At 52.9% G+C, this 26,576-nt stretch carries 21 protein-coding genes and 1 other annotated feature; of the genes, 14 read left to right on the top strand and 7 right to left on the bottom strand.

Features of this window, described 5'->3' with window-relative positions; all coding sequences use genetic code 11:
- Positions 1-334 precede the first annotated feature (334 nt).
- Both acrB and acrA read right to left on the bottom strand, forming a co-directional pair.
- Positions 335-3,484 carry an efflux RND transporter permease AcrB gene (gene acrB, locus HVZ39_RS18795; protein ID WP_016152073.1) on the bottom strand — a complete coding sequence of 1,050 codons (3,150 nt, stop codon included), beginning with the start codon at positions 3,482-3,484 and terminating at the stop codon, positions 335-337.
- A gap of 22 nt (positions 3,485-3,506) precedes the next feature.
- Positions 3,507-4,700 carry a multidrug efflux RND transporter periplasmic adaptor subunit AcrA gene (gene acrA / locus HVZ39_RS18790; protein ID WP_047416860.1) on the bottom strand — a complete coding sequence of 398 codons (1,194 nt, stop codon included), beginning with the start codon at positions 4,698-4,700 and terminating at the stop codon, positions 3,507-3,509.
- Positions 4,701-4,841: 141 nt separating this feature from the next.
- Here acrA and acrR point away from each other — a divergent pair, with 141 nt between their 5' ends.
- Together acrR and mscK are read left to right on the top strand one after the other, a co-directional pair.
- Positions 4,842-5,492, top strand: a complete 651-nt coding sequence (gene acrR, locus HVZ39_RS18785) for a multidrug efflux transporter transcriptional repressor AcrR (protein ID WP_047416857.1) — start codon at positions 4,842-4,844, stop codon at positions 5,490-5,492.
- A 127-nt stretch (positions 5,493-5,619) separates the two neighbouring features.
- The gene (mscK, locus tag HVZ39_RS18780) at positions 5,620-8,985 is read left to right on the top strand and encodes a mechanosensitive channel MscK (protein WP_047501900.1); all 3,366 of its coding nucleotides are present in this window, start codon (positions 5,620-5,622) and stop codon (positions 8,983-8,985) included.
- 74 nt (positions 8,986-9,059) lie between these two features.
- On the opposite strand, the gene rsmS is transcribed toward mscK, so the two are convergent.
- On the bottom strand, positions 9,060-9,221 hold the full coding sequence (gene rsmS, locus HVZ39_RS18775) for a pleiotropic regulatory protein RsmS (RefSeq protein ID WP_181632832.1): 162 nt from the start codon (positions 9,219-9,221) through the stop codon (positions 9,060-9,062).
- A gap of 14 nt (positions 9,222-9,235) precedes the next feature.
- Positions 9,236-9,763, bottom strand: a complete 528-nt coding sequence (gene priC / locus HVZ39_RS18770) for a primosomal replication protein N'' (RefSeq protein ID WP_016152078.1) — start codon at positions 9,761-9,763, stop codon at positions 9,236-9,238.
- A gap of 69 nt (positions 9,764-9,832) precedes the next feature.
- Here priC and HVZ39_RS18765 point away from each other — a divergent pair, with 69 nt between their 5' ends.
- The 8 genes from HVZ39_RS18765 to hemH all read left to right on the top strand — a co-directional run bounded on the left by HVZ39_RS18765 (position 9,833) and on the right by hemH (position 18,000).
- Positions 9,833-10,210 carry a DUF454 family protein gene (locus tag HVZ39_RS18765; RefSeq protein WP_181546133.1) on the top strand — a complete coding sequence of 126 codons (378 nt, stop codon included), beginning with the start codon at positions 9,833-9,835 and terminating at the stop codon, positions 10,208-10,210.
- Between the two features lie 193 nt (positions 10,211-10,403).
- Positions 10,404-10,955, top strand: coding sequence for an adenine phosphoribosyltransferase (gene apt, locus HVZ39_RS18760; protein WP_006685676.1), 552 nt, complete (start codon positions 10,404-10,406; stop codon positions 10,953-10,955).
- A gap of 118 nt (positions 10,956-11,073) precedes the next feature.
- A complete protein-coding gene (gene dnaX / locus HVZ39_RS18755) occupies positions 11,074-13,002 on the top strand; it encodes a DNA polymerase III subunit gamma/tau (RefSeq protein WP_181632831.1) in 1,929 nt (642 codons plus the stop codon).
- Positions 12,335-12,399, top strand: a sequence feature (DnaX frameshifting element). It overlaps the preceding gene by 65 nt.
- A gap of 58 nt (positions 13,003-13,060) precedes the next feature.
- Positions 13,061-13,390 (top strand): YbaB/EbfC family nucleoid-associated protein, encoded by a 330-nt coding sequence (locus HVZ39_RS18750; RefSeq protein WP_003021764.1) that lies wholly within the window; start codon positions 13,061-13,063, stop codon positions 13,388-13,390.
- Complete coding sequence (gene recR, locus HVZ39_RS18745; protein ID WP_016152082.1) at positions 13,390-13,995, top strand: recombination mediator RecR; 606 nt, start codon at positions 13,390-13,392, stop codon at positions 13,993-13,995. The genes HVZ39_RS18750 and recR overlap by 1 nt, the downstream gene beginning before the upstream one ends.
- 110 nt (positions 13,996-14,105) lie before the next feature.
- Complete coding sequence (htpG, locus tag HVZ39_RS18740; RefSeq protein WP_137352724.1) at positions 14,106-15,980, top strand: molecular chaperone HtpG; 1,875 nt, start codon at positions 14,106-14,108, stop codon at positions 15,978-15,980.
- 232 nt (positions 15,981-16,212) lie between these two features.
- Entirely contained in the window at positions 16,213-16,857 is a 645-nt protein-coding gene (adk, locus tag HVZ39_RS18735) for an adenylate kinase (RefSeq protein WP_003021773.1), read from the top strand.
- Between the two features lie 180 nt (positions 16,858-17,037).
- Positions 17,038-18,000: a ferrochelatase gene (gene hemH, locus HVZ39_RS18730; RefSeq protein ID WP_016152084.1), complete on the top strand. Its 963-nt coding sequence runs from the start codon at positions 17,038-17,040 to the stop codon at positions 17,998-18,000.
- Here hemH and aes read toward each other — a convergent pair.
- Positions 17,997-18,956 carry an acetyl esterase gene (gene aes / locus HVZ39_RS18725; protein ID WP_181632830.1) on the bottom strand — a complete coding sequence of 320 codons (960 nt, stop codon included), beginning with the start codon at positions 18,954-18,956 and terminating at the stop codon, positions 17,997-17,999. The two genes, hemH and aes, sit on opposite strands and share 4 nt — an antisense overlap.
- Positions 18,957-19,108: 152 nt before the next feature.
- On the opposite strand from aes, the gene gsk reads away from it, so the two are divergent.
- Positions 19,109-20,413 (top strand): inosine/guanosine kinase, encoded by a 1,305-nt coding sequence (gene gsk / locus HVZ39_RS18720; protein WP_181632829.1) that lies wholly within the window; start codon positions 19,109-19,111, stop codon positions 20,411-20,413.
- Between the two features lie 45 nt (positions 20,414-20,458).
- Here gsk and ybaL read toward each other — a convergent pair whose 3' ends face one another.
- Together ybaL and HVZ39_RS18710 are read right to left on the bottom strand one after the other, a co-directional pair.
- Positions 20,459-22,138: a YbaL family putative K(+) efflux transporter gene (ybaL, locus tag HVZ39_RS18715; RefSeq protein WP_016152087.1), complete on the bottom strand. Its 1,680-nt coding sequence runs from the start codon at positions 22,136-22,138 to the stop codon at positions 20,459-20,461.
- Positions 22,139-22,362: 224 nt separating this feature from the next.
- Positions 22,363-23,583 (bottom strand): MFS transporter, encoded by a 1,221-nt coding sequence (locus HVZ39_RS18710; protein ID WP_181632828.1) that lies wholly within the window; start codon positions 23,581-23,583, stop codon positions 22,363-22,365.
- Between the two features lie 297 nt (positions 23,584-23,880).
- On the opposite strand from HVZ39_RS18710, the gene ushA reads away from it, so the two are divergent.
- The 3 genes from ushA (at position 23,881) to HVZ39_RS18695 (ending at position 26,412) form a co-directional block, all read left to right on the top strand.
- The gene (gene ushA, locus HVZ39_RS18705; protein ID WP_181632827.1) at positions 23,881-25,533 is read left to right on the top strand and encodes a bifunctional UDP-sugar hydrolase/5'-nucleotidase UshA; all 1,653 of its coding nucleotides are present in this window, start codon (positions 23,881-23,883) and stop codon (positions 25,531-25,533) included.
- 289 nt (positions 25,534-25,822) lie between these two features.
- The gene (locus HVZ39_RS18700; RefSeq protein ID WP_016152090.1) at positions 25,823-26,044 is read left to right on the top strand and encodes a type II toxin-antitoxin system prevent-host-death family antitoxin; all 222 of its coding nucleotides are present in this window, start codon (positions 25,823-25,825) and stop codon (positions 26,042-26,044) included.
- Positions 26,041-26,412 carry a type II toxin-antitoxin system death-on-curing family toxin gene (locus HVZ39_RS18695; RefSeq protein ID WP_016152091.1) on the top strand — a complete coding sequence of 124 codons (372 nt, stop codon included), beginning with the start codon at positions 26,041-26,043 and terminating at the stop codon, positions 26,410-26,412. The genes HVZ39_RS18700 and HVZ39_RS18695 overlap by 4 nt, the downstream gene beginning before the upstream one ends.
- Positions 26,413-26,576: the final 164 nt, after the last annotated feature.

The raw sequence follows: 26,576 nt of genomic DNA, 5'->3' as shown, positions 1-26,576 counted from the left end.
AAACTTATGATGTCAGGTCATTTTTACATTTTAACAGATAAATGCGGTTATTCGGAATCGGACAATTTCTTTATTCTTCGGGCAATCATCGAGTTATCTTGATTAGGTTTAGCAACGAAAGGTAACAATCGACAATGTGAACCGCTTACCAGGAATAATCTTAATATTTATTAAAGTAAATAAGAACTCTCAATGATTTTTAAGAATAGCCTTTAAGGCTACAGGGATTATATCGCTTATTTACCCTGGAGAAAATAAACGAAATAGCAATAAGTGATTTTTATGATTTTTCCAGAAAAAAGGCCGCTTGCGCGGCCTTATCTTTAGAGATCAATCAATGATGGTCTACTGAGTGGCTATGCTCAAGATCTTCACTTTTGCGGCTAAAGCGGCGGCGTACCACCACAAAGAACACCGGAACAAAGAAGATAGCCAACACGGTTGCCGTCACCATCCCGCCCATTACGCCAGTACCAACGGCGTTCTGCGCGCCGGAGCCTGCGCCGGAGCTGATAACCAGCGGCATTACGCCCAGAATAAAGGCCAGCGATGTCATCAGGATCGGACGTAAACGCATGCGGACCGCATCCAGCGTCGCCTCTATCAGACCTTTACCCTCTTTATCCATCAAGTCTTTGGCGAATTCGACGATAAGTATCGCGTTCTTCGCCGACAACCCAATGGTTGTGAGCAGGCCTACCTGGAAGTAAACGTCGTTGGTCAGGCCGCGGAACGTTGCCGCCAGCAATGCACCGATAACACCTAACGGTACCACCAGCATGACGGAGAACGGAATTGACCAGCTCTCGTACAATGCCGCCAGACACAGGAATACGACAATCAGTGAAATGGCATACAGAGCAGGGGCCTGGTTGCCGGACAGTCGTTCCTGGTAGGACATACCGGTCCAGTCATAGCCGATACCGGATGGCAGTTTGCTGGCCAGTTCCTCCATCATTGCCATGGCTTCACCGGTACTTTTACCCGGTGCGGCCTGGCCTAAGATTTCCATGGAAGGCAGACCGTTATAGCGTTCCAGACGCGGTGAACCATATTCCCAACGTGAGGTAGAGAAGGCGGAGAACGGTACCATCTGTCCATCGCTGCCGCGGACATACCAGTTTCCAATATCTTCCGGCAACATACGGTATTTCGCTTCAGACATGATGTAAACTTTCTTCACACGACCACGGTCGATGAAGTCATTTACGTAGCTTCCGCCCCATGCTGCACCCAGCGTTGTATTAATATCACTAATGGATACACCCAGAGCCTGCGCTTTTTCCTGATCGATATCGATCTTGAACTGTGGCGTATCTTCCAGACCGTTAGGACGTACGCCGACTAACAGATCAGGATGTTTTGCAACTTCACCAAACAGCTGGTTACGCGCCTGGGTTAGCTTCTCATGACCTAAACCTGCCTGGTCAATCAGCTGGAAGTCGAAACCGGTCGCGGTCCCTAACTCCACAATCGCTGGCAGGTTAAAAGCAAAGACCATCGCGTCTTTAATCTGCGAGAATGCGCCCATCGCACGTTGAGTAATTGCCTCAACCTTGTTCTCCTCGCCTGGACGTTCACTCCAGTCTTTCAGAGACACGAACGCGATACCGGTGTTCTGACCACGTCCTGCAAAACCGAAGCCGTTAACGGCAAACACCGATTCAACGTTCGCTTTTTCTTTGGTCAGATAGTAATCCGTCATTTCGTCCAGCACCTTCTGGGTACGCTCTTGCGTTGCACCCGCTGGCAGCTGAGCCATTGACAGGAATACCCCCTGGTCTTCATCCGGCAGGAACGAGCTTGGCAGACGAACAAACAGATAGGCCATACCCACGACGATGATCAGATACAGCGCCAGATAACGACCGGTGCTGCGCAGAATTCCGCCCACGCTGTCGGTGTAATGGTGCGTGCTCTTATCGAACATGCGGTTAAACCAGCCGAAGAAACCTTTTTTGCCTTCTCCGTGATCGCCTTTAGCAACCGGTTTGAGCATGGTCGCACACAGGGCAGGGGTCAGAATCAATGCCACCAGGACTGATAACGCCATCGCCGAAACAATGGTGATGGAGAACTGACGGTAAATTGCACCGGTAGACCCCCCGAAGAAGGCCATCGGAATAAATACCGCTGACAGCACCATAGCGATACCAACCAGTGCGCCCTGAATCTGGCCCATCGATTTACGCGTTGCTTCCTTCGGTGGTAGCCCTTCCTCAGCCATTACACGTTCAACGTTCTCGACCACAACGATGGCGTCATCCACCAACAGGCCGATGGCGAGCACCATCCCGAACATCGTCAGCGTGTTTATCGAGAAGCCGAAAATCGCAAGGACGGCAAACGTACCCAATAGCACCACCGGCACGGCGATAGTCGGAATCAGCGTCGCGCGGAAGTTCTGCAGGAACAGATACATTACCAGGAACACGAGGATGATGGCTTCCGCCAGCGTTTTCACTACTTCGTGAATAGAGATTTTCACGAACGGCGTGGTGTCATACGGGTAAACGATCTTCAGACCTGACGGGAAGAACGGTTCCATCTTCTTCAGTTCATCGCGGATAGCGTTTGCGGTGTCCAGGGCGTTAGCGCCTGTCGCCAGCTTGATACCCAGACCGGATGCCGGTTTACCGTTGAACTTCGCAATGATGTCGTAGTTCTCGCCACCCAGTTCGACTTTCGCTACGTCACGCAGACGCACCTGGGAACCGTCCTGATTCACTTTCAGCAGAATTTTGCTGAACTCATCGGCGGAGGTCAGACGGGTTTGCGCGATGATCGAAGCGTTAAGCTGCTGGCCTTTCACCGGCGGCGTACCGCCTAACTGACCGGCTGCAACCTGGGCGTTCTGCGCTTTGATGGCGCTGATCACATCAACCGGCGTCAGCTGGAAGTTATTCAGTTTGTTCGGATCCATCCAGATGCGCATCGCGTACTGGGAACCGAACAGCTGAACATCACCCACACCTGAAGTACGGCTGATGGCGTCCTTCATGTTGGCGCCCACGTAGTCGGAAATATCCTCCTGCGTCATGGTGCCGTTGGTGTTGATAACGCCGACAACCATCAGGAAGCTACTGGATGATTTCTCAACGCTCACACCCTGTTGTTGTACTTCCTGCGGCAGAAGCGGCATTGCCAGCTGCAGTTTGTTCTGCACCTGTACCTGCGCGATATCCGCATCAGTACCAGACTGAAAGGTAAGCGTGATCTGCACGGTACCCGTGGAGTCACTGTTTGAGGACATGTACATCAGGTTATCGATACCGTTCATATTCTGTTCGATAACCTGCGTAACAGTATCCTGTACTGTTTTGGCATCAGCGCCAGGGTAGGTCGCGGAGATCGTCACTGCTGGCGGTGCAATAGTCGGATATTGCGCTACCGGCAATTTGAGGATCGCGAGCCCCCCTGCCAACATGATGATAATGGCGATCACCCACGCAAATATTGGGCGATCGATAAAGAAATTAGGCATGTCTTAACGGCTCCTGTTTAAGTTAAGACTTGGACTGTTCAGGCTGGCTACCGCTTGCAGCTTGCTGGTTGTTTTCAGCGGTGATTTCCTGCGCTTTTACCTGCGCGCCAGGACGTACTTTTTGCAGCCCAGTGACAATCACGCGGTCGCCCGGTTTAAGTCCATCAGTGACTAACCATTTGTCGCCAATCGCTTGTGCGGCGACAATTTGACGGGTTTCAACTTTGTTGTCTGCACCGATAACCAATGCACTGGCATCGCCACGCGGTGTGCGGGTAACGCCTTGCTGTGGAACCAGTAATGCAGTTGGGTTAGTCCCTTCTTCCAGACGAGCACGGACGAACATACCCGGCAGTAAGGTGTGATCCGGGTTAGGGAAGATTGCGCGTAACGTAATCGACCCGGTGGTTTGATCTACCGTGACATCAGAAAATTCCAGCGTACCGGACTGCGGGAATTTAATGCCGTCATTGGTCACCAGTTCGACTTTCGCTTTACCGTTTTCCTGCTTCAGCGTGCCGTTGGCCAACTCTTGTTTCAGGCGCAGGAAATCGTTGCTTGACTGCGTCACGTCCACATAGATGGGATCCAACTGCTGAACGGTTGCCAGTGCGGTTGCCTGACCGTTTTGCACCAGAGCGCCTTCAGTAACGGATGATTTACCAATGCGGCCGCTGATCGGCGACGTCACTTTGGTATAAGCCAGATTGATGCGTGCAGTTTCTACCGCGGCTTTCGCGGCGACAACGGAGGCGTTCGCCTGCTGTGCGTCTGCCAGTGCACTATCGTAATCCTGTTGACTGATGTACTTAGTACCCAACAGTTTCTGATAACGCTTGACCGTCAGTTGAGCGATATTTGCTGCGGCTTGTGCTTTTGCCAGATCGCCTTTTGCGCTTTCATAAGCGGCCTGGTAAGTAGCAGGATCAATCTGATAGAGAGATACACCCGCTTCGATGTCACCACCTTCCGTGAAATTACGCTTCAGGATAATACCGCTAACCTGAGGACGAACTTCTGCAATGCGATACGCACTGGTGCGACCCGGGAGTTCGGTTGTTATCTGTAGAGGTTCAGTTTTGAGCGTAACAACTCCAACCTCTGGCATCTGCTGGCCCCCTTGTTGGGCCTGTTTGTCGTCACATCCTGTTAGCGCTAAGCTGCCTGAGAGCATCAGAACGACTGCCAGAGGCGTTAACCCTCTGTTTTTGTTCATATGTAAACCTCGAGTGTCCGATTTCAAATTGATCAATGGCTGAAAGCCCATAAACCCATTGCTGCGTTTATATTATCGTCGTGCTATGGTACATACATTCACAAATGTATGTAAATCTAACGCCTGTAAATTCACTGACCTATGGCACGAAAAACCAAACAACAAGCACAGGAAACTCGACAGCACATTCTCGATGTCGCTCTGCGTTTGTTTTCGCAACAAGGGGTATCATCCACCTCGCTTGCGGAGATCGCAGCAGCCGCTGGTGTCACGCGCGGCGCGATCTATTGGCATTTCAAAAACAAATCGGATTTATTCAGTGAAATCTGGGAGCTAGCAAAACCTAACATTGATGAGTTAGAGACTGAGTATCAGGCAAAATTCCCCGACGATCCACTATCAGTATTAAGAGAAATTTTAATTTACGTTCTTGAAGCTACCGTGACAGAAGAACGCCGACGTTTATTGTTGGAAATTATATTCCACAAATGCGAATTTGTCGGGGAAATGGCCTCAGTTCAGCTAGCTCAACGTAGTTTGTGTATTGAAAATTACGACCGTATCGAACAAACATTGCGGCACTGCATGAACGCCAACATGCTACCGGAAAATCTGAACACGCGTCGCGTGGCGGTGCTGCTGCGTAGTTATGTTACCGGAATTATAGAAAATTGGTTATTTGCCCCTGAATCTTTTGATCTGAAAAAAGAGGCTCGGGAATACGTCGCCGTGCTGCTTGAGATGTGTCTTCTCTGCCCAACCTTGCGGGTTAACGTAACGGAAACCTGTTAACTCTCTGGGTCTGTACCAGGAATTCTCCAGGTCATTTTGCCTCCTGCTATTCTGCCGGTCACAGCCGTGATATTCTTGCCGCTTGACTATTTTCGGTCACTTTTCCGGTTCAGAAACCTTCATTCTCATGACTATGTTGCAGCTCTATAAACGTTCACAGCATCTTATTGCTATTACCATTCTTTTCTTCATTCTTTTGCTATCCTGCCAGTCATCTGCATTTGCGCGGGCGCAACAGAGTGGTGAACTGCCGACGAAAGCGGATATTCAGAGCCAGTTAGACACGCTGAATAAACAAAAAGATCTCTCCGCACAGGATAAGCTGGTTCAACAGGATCTCATCGATACCATTGCCACGCTGGATAAAATCGATCGTGTGAAGGATGAAACCGTACAGCTTCGGCAAAAAGTTGCCCAGGCGCCGGAGAAAATGCGTCAGGCGACGGATGCGCTAAATTCGCTTAGCGATGTTGATAATGACGATGAAACGCGAAAAACGCTGAGTACGCTCTCCTTACGACAGCTTGAGTCGCGCGTGTCGCAGGTCCTGGATGACCTGCAAAGCTCGCAAAACGATCTGGCTGCTTACAACAGCCAACTGGTATCGCTGCAGACACAGCCAGAGCGCGTACAAAATGCGATGTACACCGCGTCGCAACAGATGCAGCAAATCCGCAATCGACTCGATGGCACAACTGTGGGAGAGGCGGCTTTACGCCCCAGCCAGCAGGTGCTGCTGCAGGCGCAGCAAGCGTTGCTGAACGCGCAGATCGACCAGCAGCGTAAGAGCCTCGAAGGGAATACCGTTTTGCAGGATACCCTGCAAAAACAACGCGATTATGTGACGGCGCACAGTAACCGCCTTGAACACCAGCTCCAGCTCCTGCAAGAGGCGGTGAACAGCAAACGACTGACGTTAACCGAAAAGACGGCACAGGAAGCGGTAACGCCGGACGAAGCCGAGCGTATTCAGTCCAATCCGTTAGTGAAGCAGGAGCTTGATGTTAACCATCAGCTCAGCCAGCGCCTGATTGCCGCGACTGAAAACGGCAACAGCCTGATGCAGCAAAATATCAAGGTCAAAAACTGGCTTGACCGCGCGCTGCAATCCGAACGCAACATTAAAGAGCAGATCGCCGTTCTGAAAGGCAGTCTGCTGCTGTCGCGCATTTTATATCAGCAACAACAAACGCTGCCGTCGGCGGATGAGCTTGCCGATATGACCAACCGGATCGCCGATTTGCGTCTGGAGCAGTTCGAAGTTAACCAGCAGCGCGATACGTTGTTCCAGAATGATGCGTTTGTTGCCAAACTGGAAGAAGGGCACAGCAACGACGTTAATCCTGAAGTCCATGATGCCCTGCTGCAGGTCGTGGATATGCGTCGTGAACTGTTGGATCAGCTAAATAAGCAGCTGGGCAACCAGTTGATGATGGCGATTAATCTGCAAATCAACCAGCAGCAGTTAATGAGCGTGTCGAAAAACCTGAAAGAGATCCTCACGCAGCAAATCTTCTGGGTTAACAGTAACCGTCCGATGGACTGGGACTGGATCAAAGCCTTCCCGCAAACCCTAAAAGACCAGTTTAAGTCGATGAAAATCACGGTGAACTGGGAAAAAGCCTGGCCCGCCGTGTTTATTGCGTTCCTGGCAGGGCTGCCGCTGCTGCTTATCGCCGGGTTGATCCGCTGGCGTTTGAAGTGGCTGAAGGATTATCAGGCAACATTAGCCGCCGCGGTGGGGAACCTGCGCAATGACAGTCAGCTTAATACGCCAAAAGCGATTCTGATCGATCTCATCAGAGCCTTGCCGGCGTGTCTGATTATCCTCGCGGTGGGTCTGATTCTGCTGACTATGCAACTGAATATTAGCGACCTGCTGTGGGCGTTCAGTAAGAAGATGACCATCTTCTGGCTGGTGTTTGGTCTGTGCTGGAAGGTGCTGGAAAAAGATGGCGTGGCGATACGTCATTTTGGCATGCCAGCGAAGCAGACCAGCCACTGGCGTCGCCAGATTGTGCGTATTAGCCTTGCGCTGTTGCCGCTTAACTTCTGGTCGGTCATTGCTGAGCTGTCGCCGCTTAATTTGATGGACGATGTGCTTGGCCAGGTGGTCATTTTCCTCAACCTGCTGCTGATCGCCTTCCTGGTATGGCCAATGTGCCGCGAAAGCTGGCGTGACAAAGAGTCGCATGGTCTGCGTCTGGTCACTATTACCGTGCTGTCTATTATTCCGATTGCATTAATGGTGCTGACGGCGACAGGGTATTTCTACACCACGCTGCGCCTGGCGGGCCGCTGGATTGAAACGGTCTATCTGGTTATCCTCTGGAATCTGCTGTACCAGACGGTGCTGCGAGGGTTGAGCGTAGCGGCACGCCGTATCGCCTGGCGTCGTGCGTTAGCGCGTCGTCAGAACCTGGTGAAAGAAGGGGCCGAAGGCGCAGAGCCGCAGGAAGAACCGACTATTGCGCTGGAACAGGTTAACCAGCAAACGCTGCGTATAACCATGCTGGTGATGGTTGCCCTGTTTGGTGTTCTGTTCTGGGCCATTTGGTCTGATTTGATCACCGTGTTCAGCTATCTCGACAGCATAACGCTCTGGCATTACAACGGCACCGAAGCGGGTGCGGCAGTGGTGAAAGACGTCACCATGGGCAGCCTGTTGTTTGCGATTATTGCGTCAATGGTCGCGTGGGCGCTGATCCGCAACTTACCCGGCCTGCTGGAAGTGCTGGTGCTCTCGCGACTGAAGATGCGCCAGGGGGCTTCTTATGCGATCACCACGATCCTGAATTACGCCATCATCGCCATCGGTGCGATGACGGTCTTCGGATCGCTCGGCGTCTCGTGGGATAAGCTACAGTGGCTGGCCGCTGCTCTCTCGGTTGGTCTTGGTTTCGGCTTGCAGGAAATTTTCGGTAACTTTGTTTCCGGTCTGATTATTCTGTTTGAACGCCCGGTACGCATCGGCGATACCGTGACCATCGGTACGTTCTCCGGAACGGTCAGCAAGATCCGTATCCGTGCCACCACCATTACTGACTTCGATCGTAAAGAGGTGATCATCCCGAACAAAGCATTCGTGACGGAGCGTTTGATCAACTGGTCGCTCTCCGATACCACCACGCGTCTGGTGATCCGCATTGGCGTGGCCTATGGTTCGGATCTGGACAAAGTGAAGAAGGTGCTGCTGCAGGCGGCGACAGAACACCCGAAAGTGATGCACGATCCGGAGCCTGCAGTGTTCTTTACCGCCTTCGGCGCCAGCACGCTGGATCATGAGCTGCGTTTATACGTGCGTGAATTGCGCGATCGTAGTCACACGGTTGATGAACTTAACCGGGCGGTCGATCGTTTGTGCCGTGAAAATGACATTGATATCGCCTTTAACCAGCTCGAAGTTCACCTGCATAACGCGAAAGGTGACACCGTGACCGAGGTTAAACGTGACATCATTAAAGGTGACGATCCGACGCCTTCGGTAGGTTAACAGAAATAATCATCAGGCCTGCGAGCTTCGATTCATTCGTAGGCCTGATAAGTGCAAAGCCATCAGGTTTTCAGTTACAGCTCTTTTTTAGATAAAAAGAGCAGTTTCTTCTCGTAATCTTGCTTCACAATCTCCAGTGCTTTCAGAACTGTTTCAGGCTCCATCTGATTCTCTTCAAGCAGAACAATCAAATCGACGGCCAGTTTGACTTCATCTGGGGCGTTCTTTAATGACATAAATTCTCCGGGGATTAGCGGGTTAAACGCGCCAGCACATTATCTATTCTTGCCAGTGCATGACGACAGCGTGCCAGTCGTGCCTCGAATGCCTCTACTTCTCGATGCAGTTTTTGCTGTTCTTCAAAGCCTGTAACCTGTGCCAGGCGTTCTTTACGTTCACGCGTCATTTCAACCAGGCGGCGCTCAAACTCCTGGTGTTGAACTCGCTTACGCTGCCAGCGCGCCAGGCCAGGAGAGGCGCTGTCCCACTCCCGGAGCGACCAACTGGCGGTTTCACGTGAAATCGCTTCTAACTGTGAGGCAAGGTGTTCCGTAAGCCAGGTAATTTGTGGTAGTTGTTGCTGTTCAACTGCGCGACGTAGAGCAGTGAGATTATCATCAGCTTCATCCAGACAGGCCTGTAGCAACGTGCTGCGGGTGTGAAACAGATGCCTGTCAAAGCGGGCGCTAAGCGTGGCATGGTGTGCCAGTGGGGCACAACGCTGCCGCAAGCGGTTAAGCTGGTTTTCGAGCGTCTGAAGCAGCATGACGGTTTTCACGACAACACTCCGATGAAAATGAGAACTGTTATGATAAAGTAGCGATTCTCTGTGTTAAGTATTCATATTATGCAACGCATTATTCTAATCGTCATAGGCTGGATAGCGGTAGTGTTAGGAACGCTGGGCGTTGTATTGCCTCTGTTGCCGACAACGCCGTTTATCTTGCTGGCCGCCTGGTGTTTTGCTCGCTCATCGCCGCGTTTTCACGACTGGTTGCTGTACCGTTCGTGGTTCGGCGGGTATCTGCGCCACTGGCAAAAACACCGCGCGATGCCGCCGGGAGCAAAGCCGCGCGCTATTTTGTTGATCCTGGTAACGTTTAGTATTTCACTGTGGCTGGTCAATATGATGTGGGTACGCGGCCTGCTGCTGGTTATTCTCGCCTGTTTACTGATTTTTATGTGGCGGATCCCGGTGATTGATGAAAAACAACAAAAGCAGTAAAGCGCAATAAACGCTGTTGCAATTGTCTCTCACAGCCAGTAAATTCGACCGTTTTCGAGCACAGGCGCAGGTGGTCAAAGGTTAAGCAAATATAACCTTGGCTCTTATACAGACACAAAATCATTCAAGATACGTCGAGGATGAAGTGTATAGTGCGCCGTGAAGTAATACTGTATTAATCAGGCACAAACTTATGACCGCGACTGCACAGCAGCTTGAGTTTCTCAAAAATAGCATCAAAAGCATCCACGATTACCCAAAACCGGGCATTCTTTTTCGTGATGTCACCAGTTTACTGGAAGACCCGAAAGCCTACGCCCTCAGTATTGAATTGCTGGTTGAACGCTACAAAAATGCGGGTATCACTAAAGTGGTTGGTACCGAAGCGCGTGGCTTCCTGTTTGGCGCGCCGGTAGCGTTGGGTCTGGGCGTTGGTTTTGTTCCGGTACGTAAACCCCGTAAGCTTCCGCGTGAAGTTATTGCTGAGAGCTATGAGCTGGAATACGGCACCGATCAACTGGAAATCCACGTAGATGCCATCAAACCTGGTGATAAAGTTCTGGTTGTGGACGACCTGCTGGCAACCGGCGGCACGATTGAAGCAACCGTGAAACTGATCCGCCGTCTGGGTGGCGAAGTGACCGATGCTGCATTTATCATTAACCTGTTTGATCTGGGTGGCGAGCAGCGTCTGGAAAAGCAGGGACTGACCTGTTATAGCCTGGTTCCATTCCCGGGCCACTAATTTCGGGCTATCTTATCTCGGCAGATTAATACCGAGACACACAACCTCGCCGTCGCTGCGAGGTTGTGTTAGCATTATCTCCCTGTGAATCCACCCTCCAGCCTTTCAGAGCCTGCCAATGAGTTATCAGGTCTTAGCCCGAAAATGGCGCCCACAAACCTTTGCTGACGTCGTCGGCCAGGAACATGTGCTGACGGCACTGGCGAACGGCTTGTCGTTAGGGCGTATTCATCATGCTTATTTGTTTTCCGGCACCCGTGGCGTCGGGAAAACGTCAATCGCCCGTTTGCTGGCGAAGGGATTAAACTGTGAAACCGGCATCACCGCTACGCCGTGCGGCGTGTGTGATAACTGCCGTGAAATCGAGCAGGGGCGCTTTGTCGATCTGATTGAAATCGACGCCGCCTCACGCACCAAAGTCGAAGACACCCGTGACCTGCTGGATAACGTCCAGTACGCGCCAGCGCGCGGTCGCTTTAAGGTCTATTTGATTGACGAAGTGCACATGCTGTCGCGCCACAGTTTTAACGCCTTGCTGAAAACGCTCGAAGAGCCGCCCGCGCACGTTAAGTTCCTGCTGGCGACTACCGATCCGCAGAAGCTGCCGGTGACTATCCTGTCGCGCTGTCTGCAATTCCATCTTAAAGCGTTGGATGTCGAACAGATTCGCCATCAGCTTGAGCATATCCTCAAAGAAGAGCATATCGCCCATGAACCACGTGCGTTGCAACTGCTGGCTCGCGCCGCGGACGGCAGCCTGCGCGATGCGCTGAGCCTGACCGATCAGGCGATCGCCAGCGGCGATGGTCAGGTCTCGACCGACGCGGTCAGCACCATGCTCGGCACGTTGGACGACGACCAGGCGCTCTCGCTGGTTGAAGCGGTTGTGGCTGCGGACGGCGAACGCGTTATGACGCTGGTGAACGATGCCGCCGCGCGCGGTATTGAATGGGAAGCGCTACTGGTTGAGATGTCGGCTCTGCTGCATCGTATTGCCATGGTTCAGCTTTCACCTGCCGCGCTCGGCAGCGATATGGCCGCCATTGAACAGCGCATGCGCGAACTGGCGCGAATCGTCCCGCCAACCGATGTGCAGCTTTACTACCAGACCCTGTTAATCGGGCGCAAAGAACTGCCGTATGCGCCGGACAGGCGAATGGGCGTTGAAATGACGCTGCTACGTGCGCTGGCTTTTCATCCGCGCATGCCGCTCCCGGAACCTGAAGCCCCGCGGCACTCGTTTGCCCCGGTCGCACCCACTGCGGTGATGAACCCGACGCAGGTGCCGCAGCAGCCTGTGGCAGCGCAACAGCAACAGAATGTGCCGCTCTCCGATGCTACCAGCCAGGTGCTGGCGGCACGCAGCCAACTGCAACGCGCTCAGGGAGCAACCAAACCAAAAAAGAGTGAACCGGCAGCCGCTTCCCGCGCGCGGCCGGTGAATAATGCTGCGCTGGAAAGACTGGCTTCGGTGTCGGAACGTGTTCAGGCGCGTCCAGCGGTCTCTGCGCTGGAAAAAGCGCCAGCGAAGAAAGAAGCGTATCGCTGGAAAGCGACCAATCCTGTTGCAGAAGTCAAAGAAGTCGTCGCTACGCCGAAAGCGCTGAAAAAAGCGCTTGAGCATGAAAAAACGCCAGAACTGGCGGCAAAGCTGGCGGCTGAGGCCATCGAACGCGACCCGTGGGCCGCACAGGTAAGCCAACTCTCGCTGCCTAAACTGGTGGAGCAGGTGGCGCTTAATGCCTGGAAAGAAGAGAATGGCAACGTGGTTTGCCTGCACCTGCGTTCCACGCAGCGACACCTTAACTCCAGCGGCGCGCAGCAAAAACTGGCCGAAGCATTGAGTTCCTTAACAGGGTCAACGGTTGAATTGACCATCGTTGAAGATGATAATCCAGCGGTGCGCACGCCGCTGGAGTGGCGTCAGGCAATTTATGAGGAGAAACTCGCGCAGGCGCGTGAGTCGATTATTGCGGATAATAACATTCAGACGCTGCGTCGTTTTTTCGATGCGGACCTGGACGAAGAGAGTATTCGCCCCATTTGATCGTCAGCCATTACGGTTTGACGGTCGTCATCCCTTAACGTGATTGAGAGAGAAGCCTATGTTTGGTAAAGGCGGTCTGGGTAACCTGATGAAACAGGCCCAGCAGATGCAAGAAAAAATGCAGCAGATGCAGGAAGAAGTCGCCAAGCTGGAAGTGACCGGCGAATCTGGCGCGGGTCTGGTAAAAGTAACCATCAACGGCGCGCATAACTGCCGTCGTGTGGAGATCGATCCAAGCCTGCTGGAAGACGACAAAGAGATGCTGGAAGACTTGGTTGCTGCGGCATTCAACGACGCCGCGCGCCGTATTGAAGAGACGCAGAAAGAGAAGATGGCCTCTGTTTCCTCCGGAATGCAGCTGCCGCCTGGCTTTAAGATGCCGTTCTGATGCAAACCAGCCCGCTGTTAACTCAGCTTATGGAAGCTCTGCGCTGTCTGCCGGGCGTTGGCCCGAAGTCTGCGCAGCGCATGGCGTTCACGCTGCTTCAGCGCGATCGCAGCGGCGGGATGCGTCTGGCGCAGGCGTTAACGAAGGCGATGTCGGAAATCGGCCACTGTGCCGATTGCCGCACATTCACAGAACAAGACGTCTGCAACATCTGCTCGAACCCGCGTCGCCAGGAAAATGGTCAGATTTGCGTGGTGGAGAGTCCGGCGGACATCTACGCCATTGAGCAAACCGGGCAATTTTCTGGACGTTACTTCGTGCTGATGGGACACCTGTCGCCGCTGGACGGTATTGGTCCTGATGATATCGGGCTGGATCGTCTCGAGCAGCGGCTGGCATCTGAGCAAATCAGCGAACTGATCCTGGCGACCAATCCCACGGTCGAAGGAGAGGCGACCGCCAACTATATTGCTGAGCTTTGCATGCAATATGACGTTGAAGCCAGCCGTATCGCCCATGGCGTTCCGGTTGGTGGCGAGCTGGAAATGGTCGATGGCACCACGCTGTCGCACTCTCTGGCAGGACGACACAAGATTAAATTCTGAACAAACGGAGGCCGCGACGGCGGCTTCCGCTTGAAATCCTTCCCGCTTGTCCCCATTTCACCCTCAACCTGTTTTTACCATTGAAAATGGCATTGTTGAGGTAGACCTACATGAAAGGACAAGAAACTCGTGGTTTTCAGTCAGAAGTAAAACAGCTTCTGCACCTGATGATCCATTCTCTGTATTCCAATAAAGAAATCTTCCTGCGTGAGCTTATCTCTAACGCCTCGGATGCGGCAGACAAGCTGCGTTTTCGCGCACTGTCTAACCCGGACCTGTATGAAGGTGACGGTGAGCTGCGTGTGCGTGTTTCCTTCGATAAAGATAAGCGTACGTTGACCATTGCCGATAACGGCGTGGGGATGAACCGTGATGACGTTATCGATCATCTGGGGACCATTGCGAAATCCGGTACTAAATCTTTCCTTGAATCCATGGGATCCGATCAGGCGAAAGACAGCCAGTTGATCGGCCAGTTCGGGGTTGGCTTCTACTCTGCGTTCATCGTGGCGGATAAAGTCACCGTGCGTACCCGCGCAGCGGGCGATAAACCGGAAAATGGTGTGTTCTGGGAATCTGCGGGTGAAGGTGAGTACACCGTTGCCGACATCACCAAAGACGATCGCGGCACCGAAATCACGCTGCATCTGCGCGAAGGCGAAGACGAGTTCCTTGATGACTGGCGCGTACGTTCCATCATCAGCAAATATTCCGACCATATCGCGCTGCCGGTAGAGATCGAAAAATCCGAAGAGAAAGACGGCGAGACCGTAGTTTCCTGGGAAAAGATCAACAAGGCGCAGGCGCTGTGGACCCGTAACAAGTCGGAAATCAAAGACGACGAGTACAACGAATTCTACAAACATATCGCGCACGACTTCACTGATCCGCTGACCTGGAGTCATAACCGTGTGGAAGGTAAGCAGGAGTACACCAGCCTGCTGTACATCCCGTCTCAGGCTCCGTGGGATATGTGGAACCGCGATCACAAGCATGGTCTGAAACTGTACGTTCAGCGCGTGTTCATTATGGACGACGCCGAGCAGTTCATGCCGAATTACCTGCGCTTTGTGCGTGGCCTGATAGATTCTAACGATCTGCCGCTGAACGTTTCTCGTGAGATCCTGCAGGACAGCACCGTCACCCGTAACCTGCGTAGCGCGCTGACCAAACGCGTACTGCAGATGCTGGAAAAACTGGCGAAAGACGACGCGGAAAAATACCAGACCTTCTGGAAACAGTTCGGCCTGGTGCTGAAAGAAGGCCCGGCGGAAGACAACGCTAACCAGGAAACGATCGCTAAGCTGATGCGCTTCGCGTCCACGCACACTGACTCCTCCGCACAAACCGTGTCGCTGGAAGACTACGTGTCGCGTATGAAAGAAGGGCAGGAGAAAATCTACTACATCACCGCAGACAGCTATGCGGCGGCGAAGAGCAGCCCGCACCTGGAACTGTTGCGTAAGAAAGGCATCGAAGTGCTGCTGCTTTCTGACCGTATCGATGAGTGGATGATGAACTACCTGACCGAGTTCGACGGTAAGGCATTCCAGTCCGTAGCCAAAGCTGACGAGTCCATCGACAAGCTGGCGGATGACGTTGACGAATCGGCAAAAGAAGCGGAAAAAGCGCTGACGCCGTTCGTTGAGCGCGTGAAAACCCTGCTGGGCGATCGCGTAAAAGAAGTGCGTCTGACTCACCGTCTGACCGACACGCCGGCCATCGTTACCACCGATGCGGACGAAATGAGCACCCAGATGGCGAAACTGTTCGCTGCTGCCGGCCAGGCCGTACCGGAAGTGAAATATATCTTTGAACTCAACCCGGACCACGTGCTGGTCAAACGCACGGCGGATACCCAGGACGAAACGCAGTTCAAAGAATGGGTTGAACTGCTGCTGGATCAGGCGCTGTTTGCTGAACGCGGCACGCTGGAAGATCCAAACCAGTTCATTCGTCGTATGAACCAGTTGCTGGTGTCCTGATAGCCGTAAGGTAATGCCGGATGATGCTAACGCGTGTCCGGCTTACACCATCTCGTCGATCCCTGGCCGGATACGGTGTTTACACCGCGATCCGGCATTTTCTCTCCTCATTTTTAATTTTCCCACCGTTAACCGTTTCAGCGTCGGGCGTCTTCCTTGAGCCAATTGCGTGATGGTGGTATCGTTTAGCGCTTTTTAAAAAATATCGACAACCTTTAAGGGGATTTTCGTAATGCGTATCATTCTGCTTGGCGCTCCGGGCGCGGGTAAAGGAACTCAGGCTCAGTTCATCATGGAGAAGTATGGTATTCCGCAAATCTCCACCGGTGATATGCTGCGTGCTGCCGTGAAATCTGGCTCCGAGCTGGGCAAACAAGCGAAAGACATCATGGACGCCGGTAAGCTGGTGACTGATGAGCTGGTGATCGCGCTGGTAAAAGAGCGTATTGCTCAGGAAGACTGCCGTAATGGTTTCCTGCTTGATGGCTTCCCGCGTACTATTCCGCAGGCTGATGCCATGAAAGAAGCAGGCATCAACGTGGACTACGTTCTTGAATTCGACGTTCCGGACGAGCTGATCGTTGACCGTATCGTGGGTCGTCGCGTACACGCTGCTTCTGGCCGCGTTTACCACATCAAATTCAACCCGCCTAAGGTTGAAGGCAAAGACGACGTGACCGGCGAAGAGCTGACCACCCGTAAAGACGATCAGGAAGAGACCGTACGTAAGCGCCTGGTGGAATACCATCAGATGACCGCTCCGCTGATCGGCTACTACTCTAAAGAAGCGCAGGCGGGTAACACCAAATACGCGAAAGTTGACGGCACCCAGGCTGTGGCTGACGTTCGCGCAGCGCTGGAAAAAATCCTCGGTTAAGTTTTAGCGCAGTCAATGCCGGATGGCGGTGTAAACACCTTATCCGGCCTACGATTTTATGTAGGCCTGATAAGCGCAGCGCCATCAGGCAAATTCTCGTCATACCTTTCACAGCAATTAGTTCTTCTTTATCGCTTTTCCGCTACAATTATCAACAATTTGAATCGATAAGAGGCGGTAATGCGTCAGACGAAAACCGGTATCCTGCTGGCAAACCTCGGCACTCCCGATGCCCCAACCCCCGAAGCCGTTAAGCGCTACCTGCGCCAGTTTTTAAGCGATCAACGCGTAGTCGATACGTCACCTGCGCTGTGGTGGCCGCTGCTGCGTGGTGTGATTTTGCCGCTGCGTGCACCACGCGTGGCAAAGCTGTACCAGTCAATCTGGATGGAAGACGGTTCCCCGCTGATGGTCTACAGCAAGGCGCAACAGCAGGCGCTGGCACAACGTCTGCCAAATACGCCTGTCGCGCTGGGGATGAGCTACGGTTCACCGTCGCTTGAAAGCGCGGTCGATGAACTGCTGGCAAGCGGAGTTGAACACATGGTGGTGTTACCGCTGTACCCGCAATATTCCTGTTCTACCGTGGCGGCGGTCTGGGACGAACTGGCGCGAATCTTAGCGCGTAAACGCAGTATTCCTGGCATCTCATTTATTCGTGATTACGCCGATGACAGCAGCTACATTGATGCGCTGGCCAAGAGCGCCCGTGATTCATTTGCTCAACATGGTGAACCCGATTTGCTGCTGCTTTCCTACCACGGCATTCCGCAGCGCTACGCCGATGAAGGCGATGACTACCCGCAGCGCTGCCGCGATACCACTCGTGAGCTGGTTTCAGCGCTTGGCTTGCCGCCGGAAAAAGTGATGATGACCTTCCAGTCTCGCTTTGGCCGTGAACCGTGGTTAACGCCATATACCGATGAAACGTTAAAAATGCTGGCGGAGAAAGGGACCCGACATATCCAGGTCATGTGTCCGGGCTTCGCGGCTGATTGTCTCGAAACGCTGGAAGAGATAGCGGTGCAAAACCGGGAGATTTTCCTTGAGGCAGGCGGTAAGCAATATGAGTATATTCCGGCGCTGAATGCCACACCGGAACATATCGAAATGATGGTTAAACTGACCGCAGCCTACCGTTAAAGCTGCGCTCTGAAGTAACGCGCGCCCTCCCGTAACGCATCGTCGGCGGTTTTCATCATCCGCGAATAGTGCAGGAAGGCGTGCAACGTGCCGGGGTACATTTTGTACTGGCAGGGCTGCTGATGCGCCTGTAGCGTCTGGAATAATAAGCGGCTATCGTCAATCAGCGGATCAAACTCCGCACCGGCGATAAAACACGGCGGCACGTCGCGCGTCAGGTCGTTATTAAACAGGCAATAGTATGGTGATTCGCGATCGTCGGCGCTACGCAGGTACGCGTTTTCGTACATCAGCAGATCCTCGCGAGTTAAACCATCCCAGGCGCCGCCCATTAGCCGTCGGCTCAGTGAATCCTGCAGGCCGTAAAGCCCATACCACAACAGCACGCCAGCCACCTTGCCGCAGGCAATTTGTTTATCCCGCAACCACAACGCGCTGGCAAGCGCCAGCATGGCCCCGGCGGAATCGCCCGCAAAACCAATATGATTCACATTAAGGGAATAATCGCCAGCGTGCTGATAAAAGTACTGACACACGGCGACAATCTCTTCGATGGCTTGCGGGTAGCGGGCCTCTGGCGCAAGCGAATAGTCGATGCCAATGATCGTGCACTGCGTATAGCGCGCCAGTAAACGCATAATGCGATCGTGGGTATCCAGATTACCGAGAATAAAACCGCCGCCGTGCAGGTAATATAGCGTCGCCTGGCTATGGGGCAGCGGAGCGTAAATTCGTGTGGCAACGGGGCCGCATGCGGTGGAAATAACGCATTCTCGGGTATTCATCTGTGGGGCATCGGCATTCCACAACTGCCGTTCATGAATGTAGTGTTTACGCTGGGCCACAAAGTCATCGGCAGCGGGCCACGGCGGCAAATCTTCGCGATGAAAATTCACCACACTTTTCATTTCATCCGAAATGTTGTCGAGTACGGGGATCTTGTTTTCCGGCTTCATAAAGCGCTCCTTGTGAAGGTGAGTTATTGTAGAAATTCATCCCGGATAAACTGCGATCTCACCGTCCGATATTGAAACTCAGCGCCGCATCGCATGCGCAGCGGGGAATGTGCTACCATGCATCGCTCAGCTAACCACCCGTAAAATCGACCATGAAATTTCCCGGTAAACGTAAATCCAAACACTATTTCCCCGTCAGCGCGCGCGATCCGTTGCTGCAACAAATTCAGCCAGAAAATGAAACCAGCGCAGCCTGGGTGGTGGGTATTGACCAGACGCTGGTGGATATTGAAGCCAAAGTTGATGATAACTTTGTAGAACGTTATGGATTAAGCGCCGGGCACTCTCTGGTGATTGCAGATGATGTCGCTGAAGCGCTCTACCAGGAACTGGTGCGTGAAAATTTGATTACCCATCAGTTTGCGGGCGGTACTATCGGTAATACGATGCACAACTACTCCGTGCTGGCGGATGACCGCTCGGTGCTGCTGGGTGTGATGTGCAGCAATATCGAGATTGGCAGCTATGCGTACCGCTATTTATGCAATACCTCCAGTCGTACCGATCTGAACTACCTGCAGGGCGTAGATGGACCGATTGGTCGCTGCTTTACGCTGATTGGCGAGTCCGGTGAGCGTACCTTTGCAATCAGCCCAGGGCATATGAACAAGCTGCGGGCGGATAGCATCCCTGAATCGGTGATTGCCGGAGCGTCCGCGCTGGTGCTGACGTCTTATCTGGTGCGCTGCGAGCCGGGCGAGCCAATGCCGGAAGCGACCATGAAGGCGATCGAATTTGCTAAAAAACACAATGTACCGGTGGTACTGACGCTGGGCACCAAATTTGTCATTGCCGATAATCCGCAGTGGTGGCAGGCATTCCTGAAAGAGCATGTTTCAATTCTGGCGATGAATGAAGAAGAGGCCGAAGCGCTGACCGGCGAAAACGATCCGCTGCTGGCGTCCGACAAGGCGCTGGATTGGGTGGATCTGGTGCTGTGCACAGCGGGTCCGGCGGGTCTTTATATGGCGGGCTTTACGGAAGAAGAAGTCAAACGTAAAACCCAGCATCCGCTGCTGCCTGGGGCCATTGCCGAATTCAACCAGTACGAGTTTAGCCGCGCTATGCGCCATAAAGATTGTACCAATCCGCTGCGTGTGTATTCTCACATCGCACCGTATATGGGCGGGCCAGAGAAGATCATGAATACCAACGGCGCTGGCGACGGCGCGCTGGCGGCATTGCTGCATGATATTACCGCTAACAGCTATCACCGCAGCAACGTGCCTAACTCCAGCAAGCACAAGTTCACCTGGCTGACCTATTCGTCGTTAGCCCAGGTGTGTAAATATGCGAATCGCGTGAGTTATCAGGTACTGAACCAGCATTCCCCGCGCCTGACGCGCGGTTTGCCGGAACGCGAAGATAGCCTCGAAGAGTCGTACTGGGATCGTTAAATCACGCACATGCCGGATAAGCGATAGCGTCATCCGGCAACGACATCAGCCTGTAACGACCACCTCACCTGCAGGCGGCGTTTCAATCAGCTCCAGCATGGTACGGGCGATTTCACGCTCACCCATGACGACCTGATTGGCGCCGCGTTCGGTAATGTATTCCACCTCGTCGTCATAATGCGCGCGGGCGATAATTTCAATCGACGGGCACTTCTCGCGTGCTGAAGCGACAATTTCACCCGCTTCATAGCCATTGGGAATAGTCAGCAGCAGCCAGCGTGCGCAATCCAGATGCGCCAGATTCATAATTTCTTCGTTGGCGGCATTTCCCAGCACCGCGCGGATCCCGCGCTCGCGCAGTTCATCCACTCGGGTGCGTGAGGTTTCGATAACTACCAGCGGGATCCCCGCAGCCATCAATTTCTCGCCCAGCAGGCTACCGACGCGCCCAAAGCCAACCAGCAGGGCGTGATTGCAGATATCCACCGGAATTTGCTTCTCTTCTTCAATAGCCTCTTCCAGCGTCTGTTCTTCCAGCGTTTCTGTTTTGGCGAGATATTTTTCTAACACCGCGAACAGCACTGGGTTAAGCATGATGGACAGGATCGCCCCCGCCAGCACCAGATTCTGTCCGGCCTGCGGCAGCAGGTTTAACGCCATGCCCAGACCCGCCAGGATAAAGGCAAATTCACCAATCTGCGCCAGGCTGGTGGCAATGGTGAGCGCTGTGCGTTGGGAGTGACCAAACAGGCGCACCAGGAAATAGGCGGCAAGGGATTTACCAAAGATGATAATCGCCAGCGTGCCCAGCACCGCCAGCGGCTGCTGAATCAGAATCATGGGATCAAAGAGCATCCCGACGGAAACGAAGAACAGTACGGCGAACGCATCGCGCAGCGGCAGGGTGTCATGCGCCGCACGGTGACTCAGTTCAGATTCGTTCAGCACCATGCCGGCGAAGAATGCCCCCAGTGCAAAGGAGACATCGAACAGCTCCACTGCGCCAAATGCGATACCTAATGCGAGGGCGAGGACTGACAGGGTAAACAGTTCGCGTGAGCCGGTTGCGGCGCTACGGGCCATAATCCACGGCACCAGGCGACGACCAACCAGCATCATAATTGCGATAAACGCCACCACCTTACCGATGGTAATGCCCATATCTACGGCCAGCGAGGCAAAGCCGACATCTTCTTTTTCCAGCATTCCAGCGACGGCTGGCAGGAGAACCAGCGTCAGTACCATCATCAGGTCTTCGACAATCAGCCAGCCAATGGCGATTTGCCCGCGCTGACTGTCAATGAGCTGCCTTTCTTCAAGCGCACGCAATAGCACCACGGTACTGGCGGTTGAAAGACACAGACCAAACACGATCCCAACCATCAGCGACCAGCCCATCACCGCTGAAAGCGCCATGCCCAGCAGCGTTGCCACCGCTATCTGGGCAATCGCGCCGGGAATGGCGATAGACTTTACCGCCATCAAATCCTTCAGCGAAAAGTGCAGCCCCACGCCGAACATCAGCAGGATTACGCCAAGCTCGGCCAGTTCAGGCGCTAGCTTGGTATCAGCAACAAAACCAGGTGTAAATGGACCGGCCAGAACGCCCGCTAACAGATATCCCACCAGAGGAGAAATACGTAGTTTATTGGCAATCATGCCTAATATAAAAGCGAGCACAAGGCCGCCGACAATGGTGGTGATAAGCGGGGTGGCGTGATGCATTCCGTCTCCTTTGGTTGCTGTGATAATCCTGAAAACTCAAACGACGAGTAATAGTTTATGACAATTTTGATGTTTTTGTTTGTGAATAATTATTGAATTTTGATGAAAATAGGATTTTAGACGTAAAAAAGCACGGATCGGAAAAGTACAGCGGTATGTGAGAGGCAAAGGCTGATGGCTACTGTAAGTCTGACGGCCAAAATTTACTTTTGGCCGTCAGAAAATCAGGCTTTATGTCGGTTATCAGGTAAGAATATGGTCAGTATCCCCAGTAGTGGCAGGAAAGCACATATTTTGTAGACCAAATCGATGCTGGTATGGTCGGCAATCAGCCCTAACACCGCGGCTCCCAAGCCGCCCATGCCGAAAGCAAAACCGAAAAATAGCCCAGAAACCATGCCGATACGGCCAGGAAGCAGCTCCTGCGCGTAGACCAGAATGGCAGAAAACGCCGATGCGAGGATAAAACCAATGATCACGGTTAAAATCCCGGTCCATTCCAGCGTTGCGTAGGGTAAAAAGAGGGTAAAGGGTGCTACGCCGAGGATAGAGCCCCAAATAACATATTTTCTGCCAATTTTATCGCCCAATGGTCCACCAATCACCGTCCCGGCTGCGACGGCAAACAGGAAGGCAAACAGGTGAAACTGGGCATTTTGTACCGATAATCCGAATTTTTGCATCAGATAAAAGGTGTAATAGCTGCTGATGCTCGCCATATAGAAGTATTTGGAGAAAATCAGCACCAGCAGGATGCTTACCGCCAGTACCACTTTATTCCGTGGTAACGGATTCACGATGGCGACTTTCGGTTTTCCTTTACTCATCCGGTGCTGCGCGGCATACCAACGGCTGATTTGCGCCAGGACGATAATCGCTAATAACGCAGCCAGCACAAACCAGGCCACATTACCCTTACCATATGGCGCGATGATGACAGCCGCCAGTAACGGTCCCAGAGAGCTACCAAAGTTGCCACCAACCTGGAAAATTGATTGGGCAAGACCGTGACGACCGCCGGAGGCCATTCGCGCCACGCGGGATGATTCCGGGTGAAATACCGAAGAGCCGGTACCAACCAGCGCTGCGGCGAGCAGGACCATATGGAAACTGCCGGCCATGGCCAGCAAAACAAGCCCACTCAGCGTGAAACACATCCCAATGGGCAGCGACCACGGCATTGGGTATTTATCCGTCCAGTAACCCACAACCGGTTGCAGCAGTGAGGAAGCAAGCTGGAAGGTCAGGGTAATCATCCCTATCTGCATAAACGTCAGCGAGAACTCTGACTGCAATAGCGGATAAATCGCCAGGATCAGCGACTGGATCATATCGTTTAGCAGATGGGAGAGGCTGATTGCCCCTAAAATGCCAAATGAGGTGCGTGCTTTAGCAACCGACGCTGACGCGCCAGCCACTGGCTGGGTTGGTTCACTTATTGCCATAGAAAGTCACTTCTGTTTGGGTTGCGATTATGAGGGTAATCTAATTTGTTATTATTACCTGACTAACATACCTGCGGAAGGTGTTTGAAGGAAGTCTCATTTCTGAAAACATTTTCGGCTATTATTTTCAGTAGCTGTAATTTTATGCCCGAACTAATTCGACTTACAGGTAGGCGGCAAACGCGAGAGTCCCGGGAGCTTACTGCATAAGCGACAGGGGGAAGTGAGCGCAGCCAACGCACATGTAATTTGAAGGATAACGGGTATGGCGGTTGATATTGAGTCAGGGAGTGAAATATGAAGTTTTTAAAACGGGGCGTGGCGCTGGCGTTATTAGCCGCATTTGCGCTGGCAGGTCAACCTGCACAGGCGTACGAAAAAGATAAAACCTACAAAATTACCATTCTGCATACCAACGATCATCACGGTCACTTCTGGCGCAGCGAATATGGTGAATACGGGCTGGCGGCACAAAAAACGCTGGTGGACGGTATTCGTAAAGAGGTGGCTGAGGAAGGGGGCAGTGTACTGCTGCTTTCCGGTGGCGACATTAATACCGGCGTACCGGAGTCCGATCTGCAGGATGCGGAACCTGATTTTCGCGGAATGAACCTGATTGGCTATGATGCTATGGCGGTCGGAAACCACGAGTTTGATAATCCGCTTAGCGTATTGCGCCAGCAGGAAAAATGGTCCAAATTCCCATTTCTCTCGGCCAATATCTATCAGAAAAGCACCGGCGAGCGTTTGTTTAAGCCGTGGGCCATCTTTAAGCGTCAGGATTTAAAAATTGCCGTACTCGGTTTAACCACTGACGATACGGCGAAAATTGGCAACCCAGAGTTCTTTACCGATATTGAGTTCCGTAAACCTGCTGATGAAGCCAAACTGGTTATCCAGGAACTGAATATGGGGGAAAAGCCGGACATCATTATTGCGACCACCCATATGGGACATTATGACAATGGCAATCACGGCTCGAACGCGCCTGGCGACGTAGAAATGGCGCGCAGCCTGCCGGCGGGATCGCTGGCAATGATTGTGGGTGGTCACTCGCAGGATCCGGTATGTATGGCCGCGGAAAACAAGAAGCAGGTTGATTACGTACCGGGTACGCCGTGTGCGCCAGACAAGCAAAACGGGATCTGGATTGTGCAGGCGCATGAGTGGGGGAAATATGTGGGGCGGGCGGACTTTGAGTTCCGCAATGGCGAAATGAAAATGGTTAACTACCAGCTCATCCCCGTCAACCTGAAGAAAAAAGTGACCTGGGACAACGGTAAAAGTGAGCGCGTACTCTACACCCCGGAAATTGCAGAAAATCAGCAAATGCTTTCACTGCTGACGCCGTTCCAGAATAAAGGTAAAGCGCAGCTCGACGTGAAAATTGGTAGCGTCAATGCGCGCCTCGAAGGCGACCGTAGCAAAGTCCGTTTCGTACAGACCAACATGGGGCATTTACTGCTGGCTGCGCAAATGGCGCGAACCAGCGCTGATTTTGGCGTGATGAGCGGCGGCGGTATCCGTGACTCCATCGAAGGCGGTGATATCACCTATAAGAGCGTGCTGAAGGTGCAGCCGTTCGGTAATATCGTGGTGTACGCCGACATGAGCGGGAAAGAGGTGATTGACTATCTGACCGCCGTGGCACAAATGAAGCCGGATTCCGGGGCCTATCCGCAGTTTGCCAACGTCAGCTTCGCGGCGAAAGACGGCAAGCTTAACGATTTGAAAATTAAAGGCGAACCCGTTGATCCAGCCAAAACCTATCGCATGGCAACGCTGAGCTTCAATGCCACCGGCGGCGATGGCTATCCGCGAATTGATAACAAGCCTGGCTATGTGAATACCGGGTTTATTGATGCGGAAGTGCTGAAAGAGTACGTACAGAAGAACTCACCGCTCGATGCCGGTGCGTATGAGCCGAAGGGTGAGGTAAGCTGGCAGTAACAGGGCAATTTGGGGCATCATTTTATCCGCTCCTCCGGGCCGCCCTTCATGGCGGCCCAATAATCCTACTTATTACCTCTATGCTCCGGTTCCTGCGCGCTGGCCGAGTCCAAACTGTCTTCACCCATCACACCCTGTATCGGACGGTTGGGCGCAATCTCGATATTGAGTTGCGCCTATGTTACTCATTTTTAGTCAATCCTAACGAGAGTTGTGTAATCAGTGGATACGATGCCTGTTATGCCCTATGCTATATGTACATGTTTAACGTACTTATAAGGTGTACCATATGAAAACACTGGCAATGACCGAAGCCCGTAAAAACCTGTTCGCGCTGGGGGATGAGGTGGCGCGGGGTGAAACCGTTATTCTCCAGCGTCGGGGCGGTGAGGATCTGGCACTCGTTACCGCGCGGGAACTGACGGAGCTGCGCAAAGAGCGTAACCAGCGGAAGATTGATACCTTGCTGGGCCGCATTCATCCGTTAATGGTGGAGCTGGCTGATAAATGAATTACAACTTTCTCGCACCGGAGCTGGTGATCCAGTTGCATGACTCCATCCTTGCGATCACTAAAGGGCTACCAGGCGTGAAAGAGCCGGAACTGGTGGAGGCGGTATGTTCCCGCGTCCTCAATCTGGCGCACTATGAAGGCATTGACGACGTTTACACCCTGGCGGCGATGTATCTGGTAGCCATTGCCCGCGGTCACGTCTTCAATGACGCCAATAAGCGCACTGCCGCCGCTGCCGCGCTATTTTTCCTGGCGGATAACGGGATTGATACGCCGGACTTTATGCGTCTGTCGGAGCCTACCGTATTAGCCGCACAAGGTCTTATGACGGTTGATGATATCGCCGCCGTTCTGCGTACACTTTAATGAATTTCAGAAGATAGGGTATATGGTTCAGGTTATTGTTGCGCCTCCCTCAATTTCTCGGGATTGAACATAGCCGACTGGTGATGAGTGTCAGTCGTCAAACAGCTTTTCAAAATATTTAAATCAAACAAGCGCATGAGGCTGAGCCGGAGACTCCGGGAACT

Origin of the sequence: Citrobacter sp. RHB35-C21 (genome assembly GCF_013816515.1) — a bacterium.
In the GTDB taxonomy this organism is placed as follows: domain Bacteria; phylum Pseudomonadota; class Gammaproteobacteria; order Enterobacterales; family Enterobacteriaceae; genus Citrobacter; species Citrobacter braakii.
Note: the sequence above shows the minus strand (reverse complement) of the source record. Positions and strands in the feature narration are given on the sequence as shown.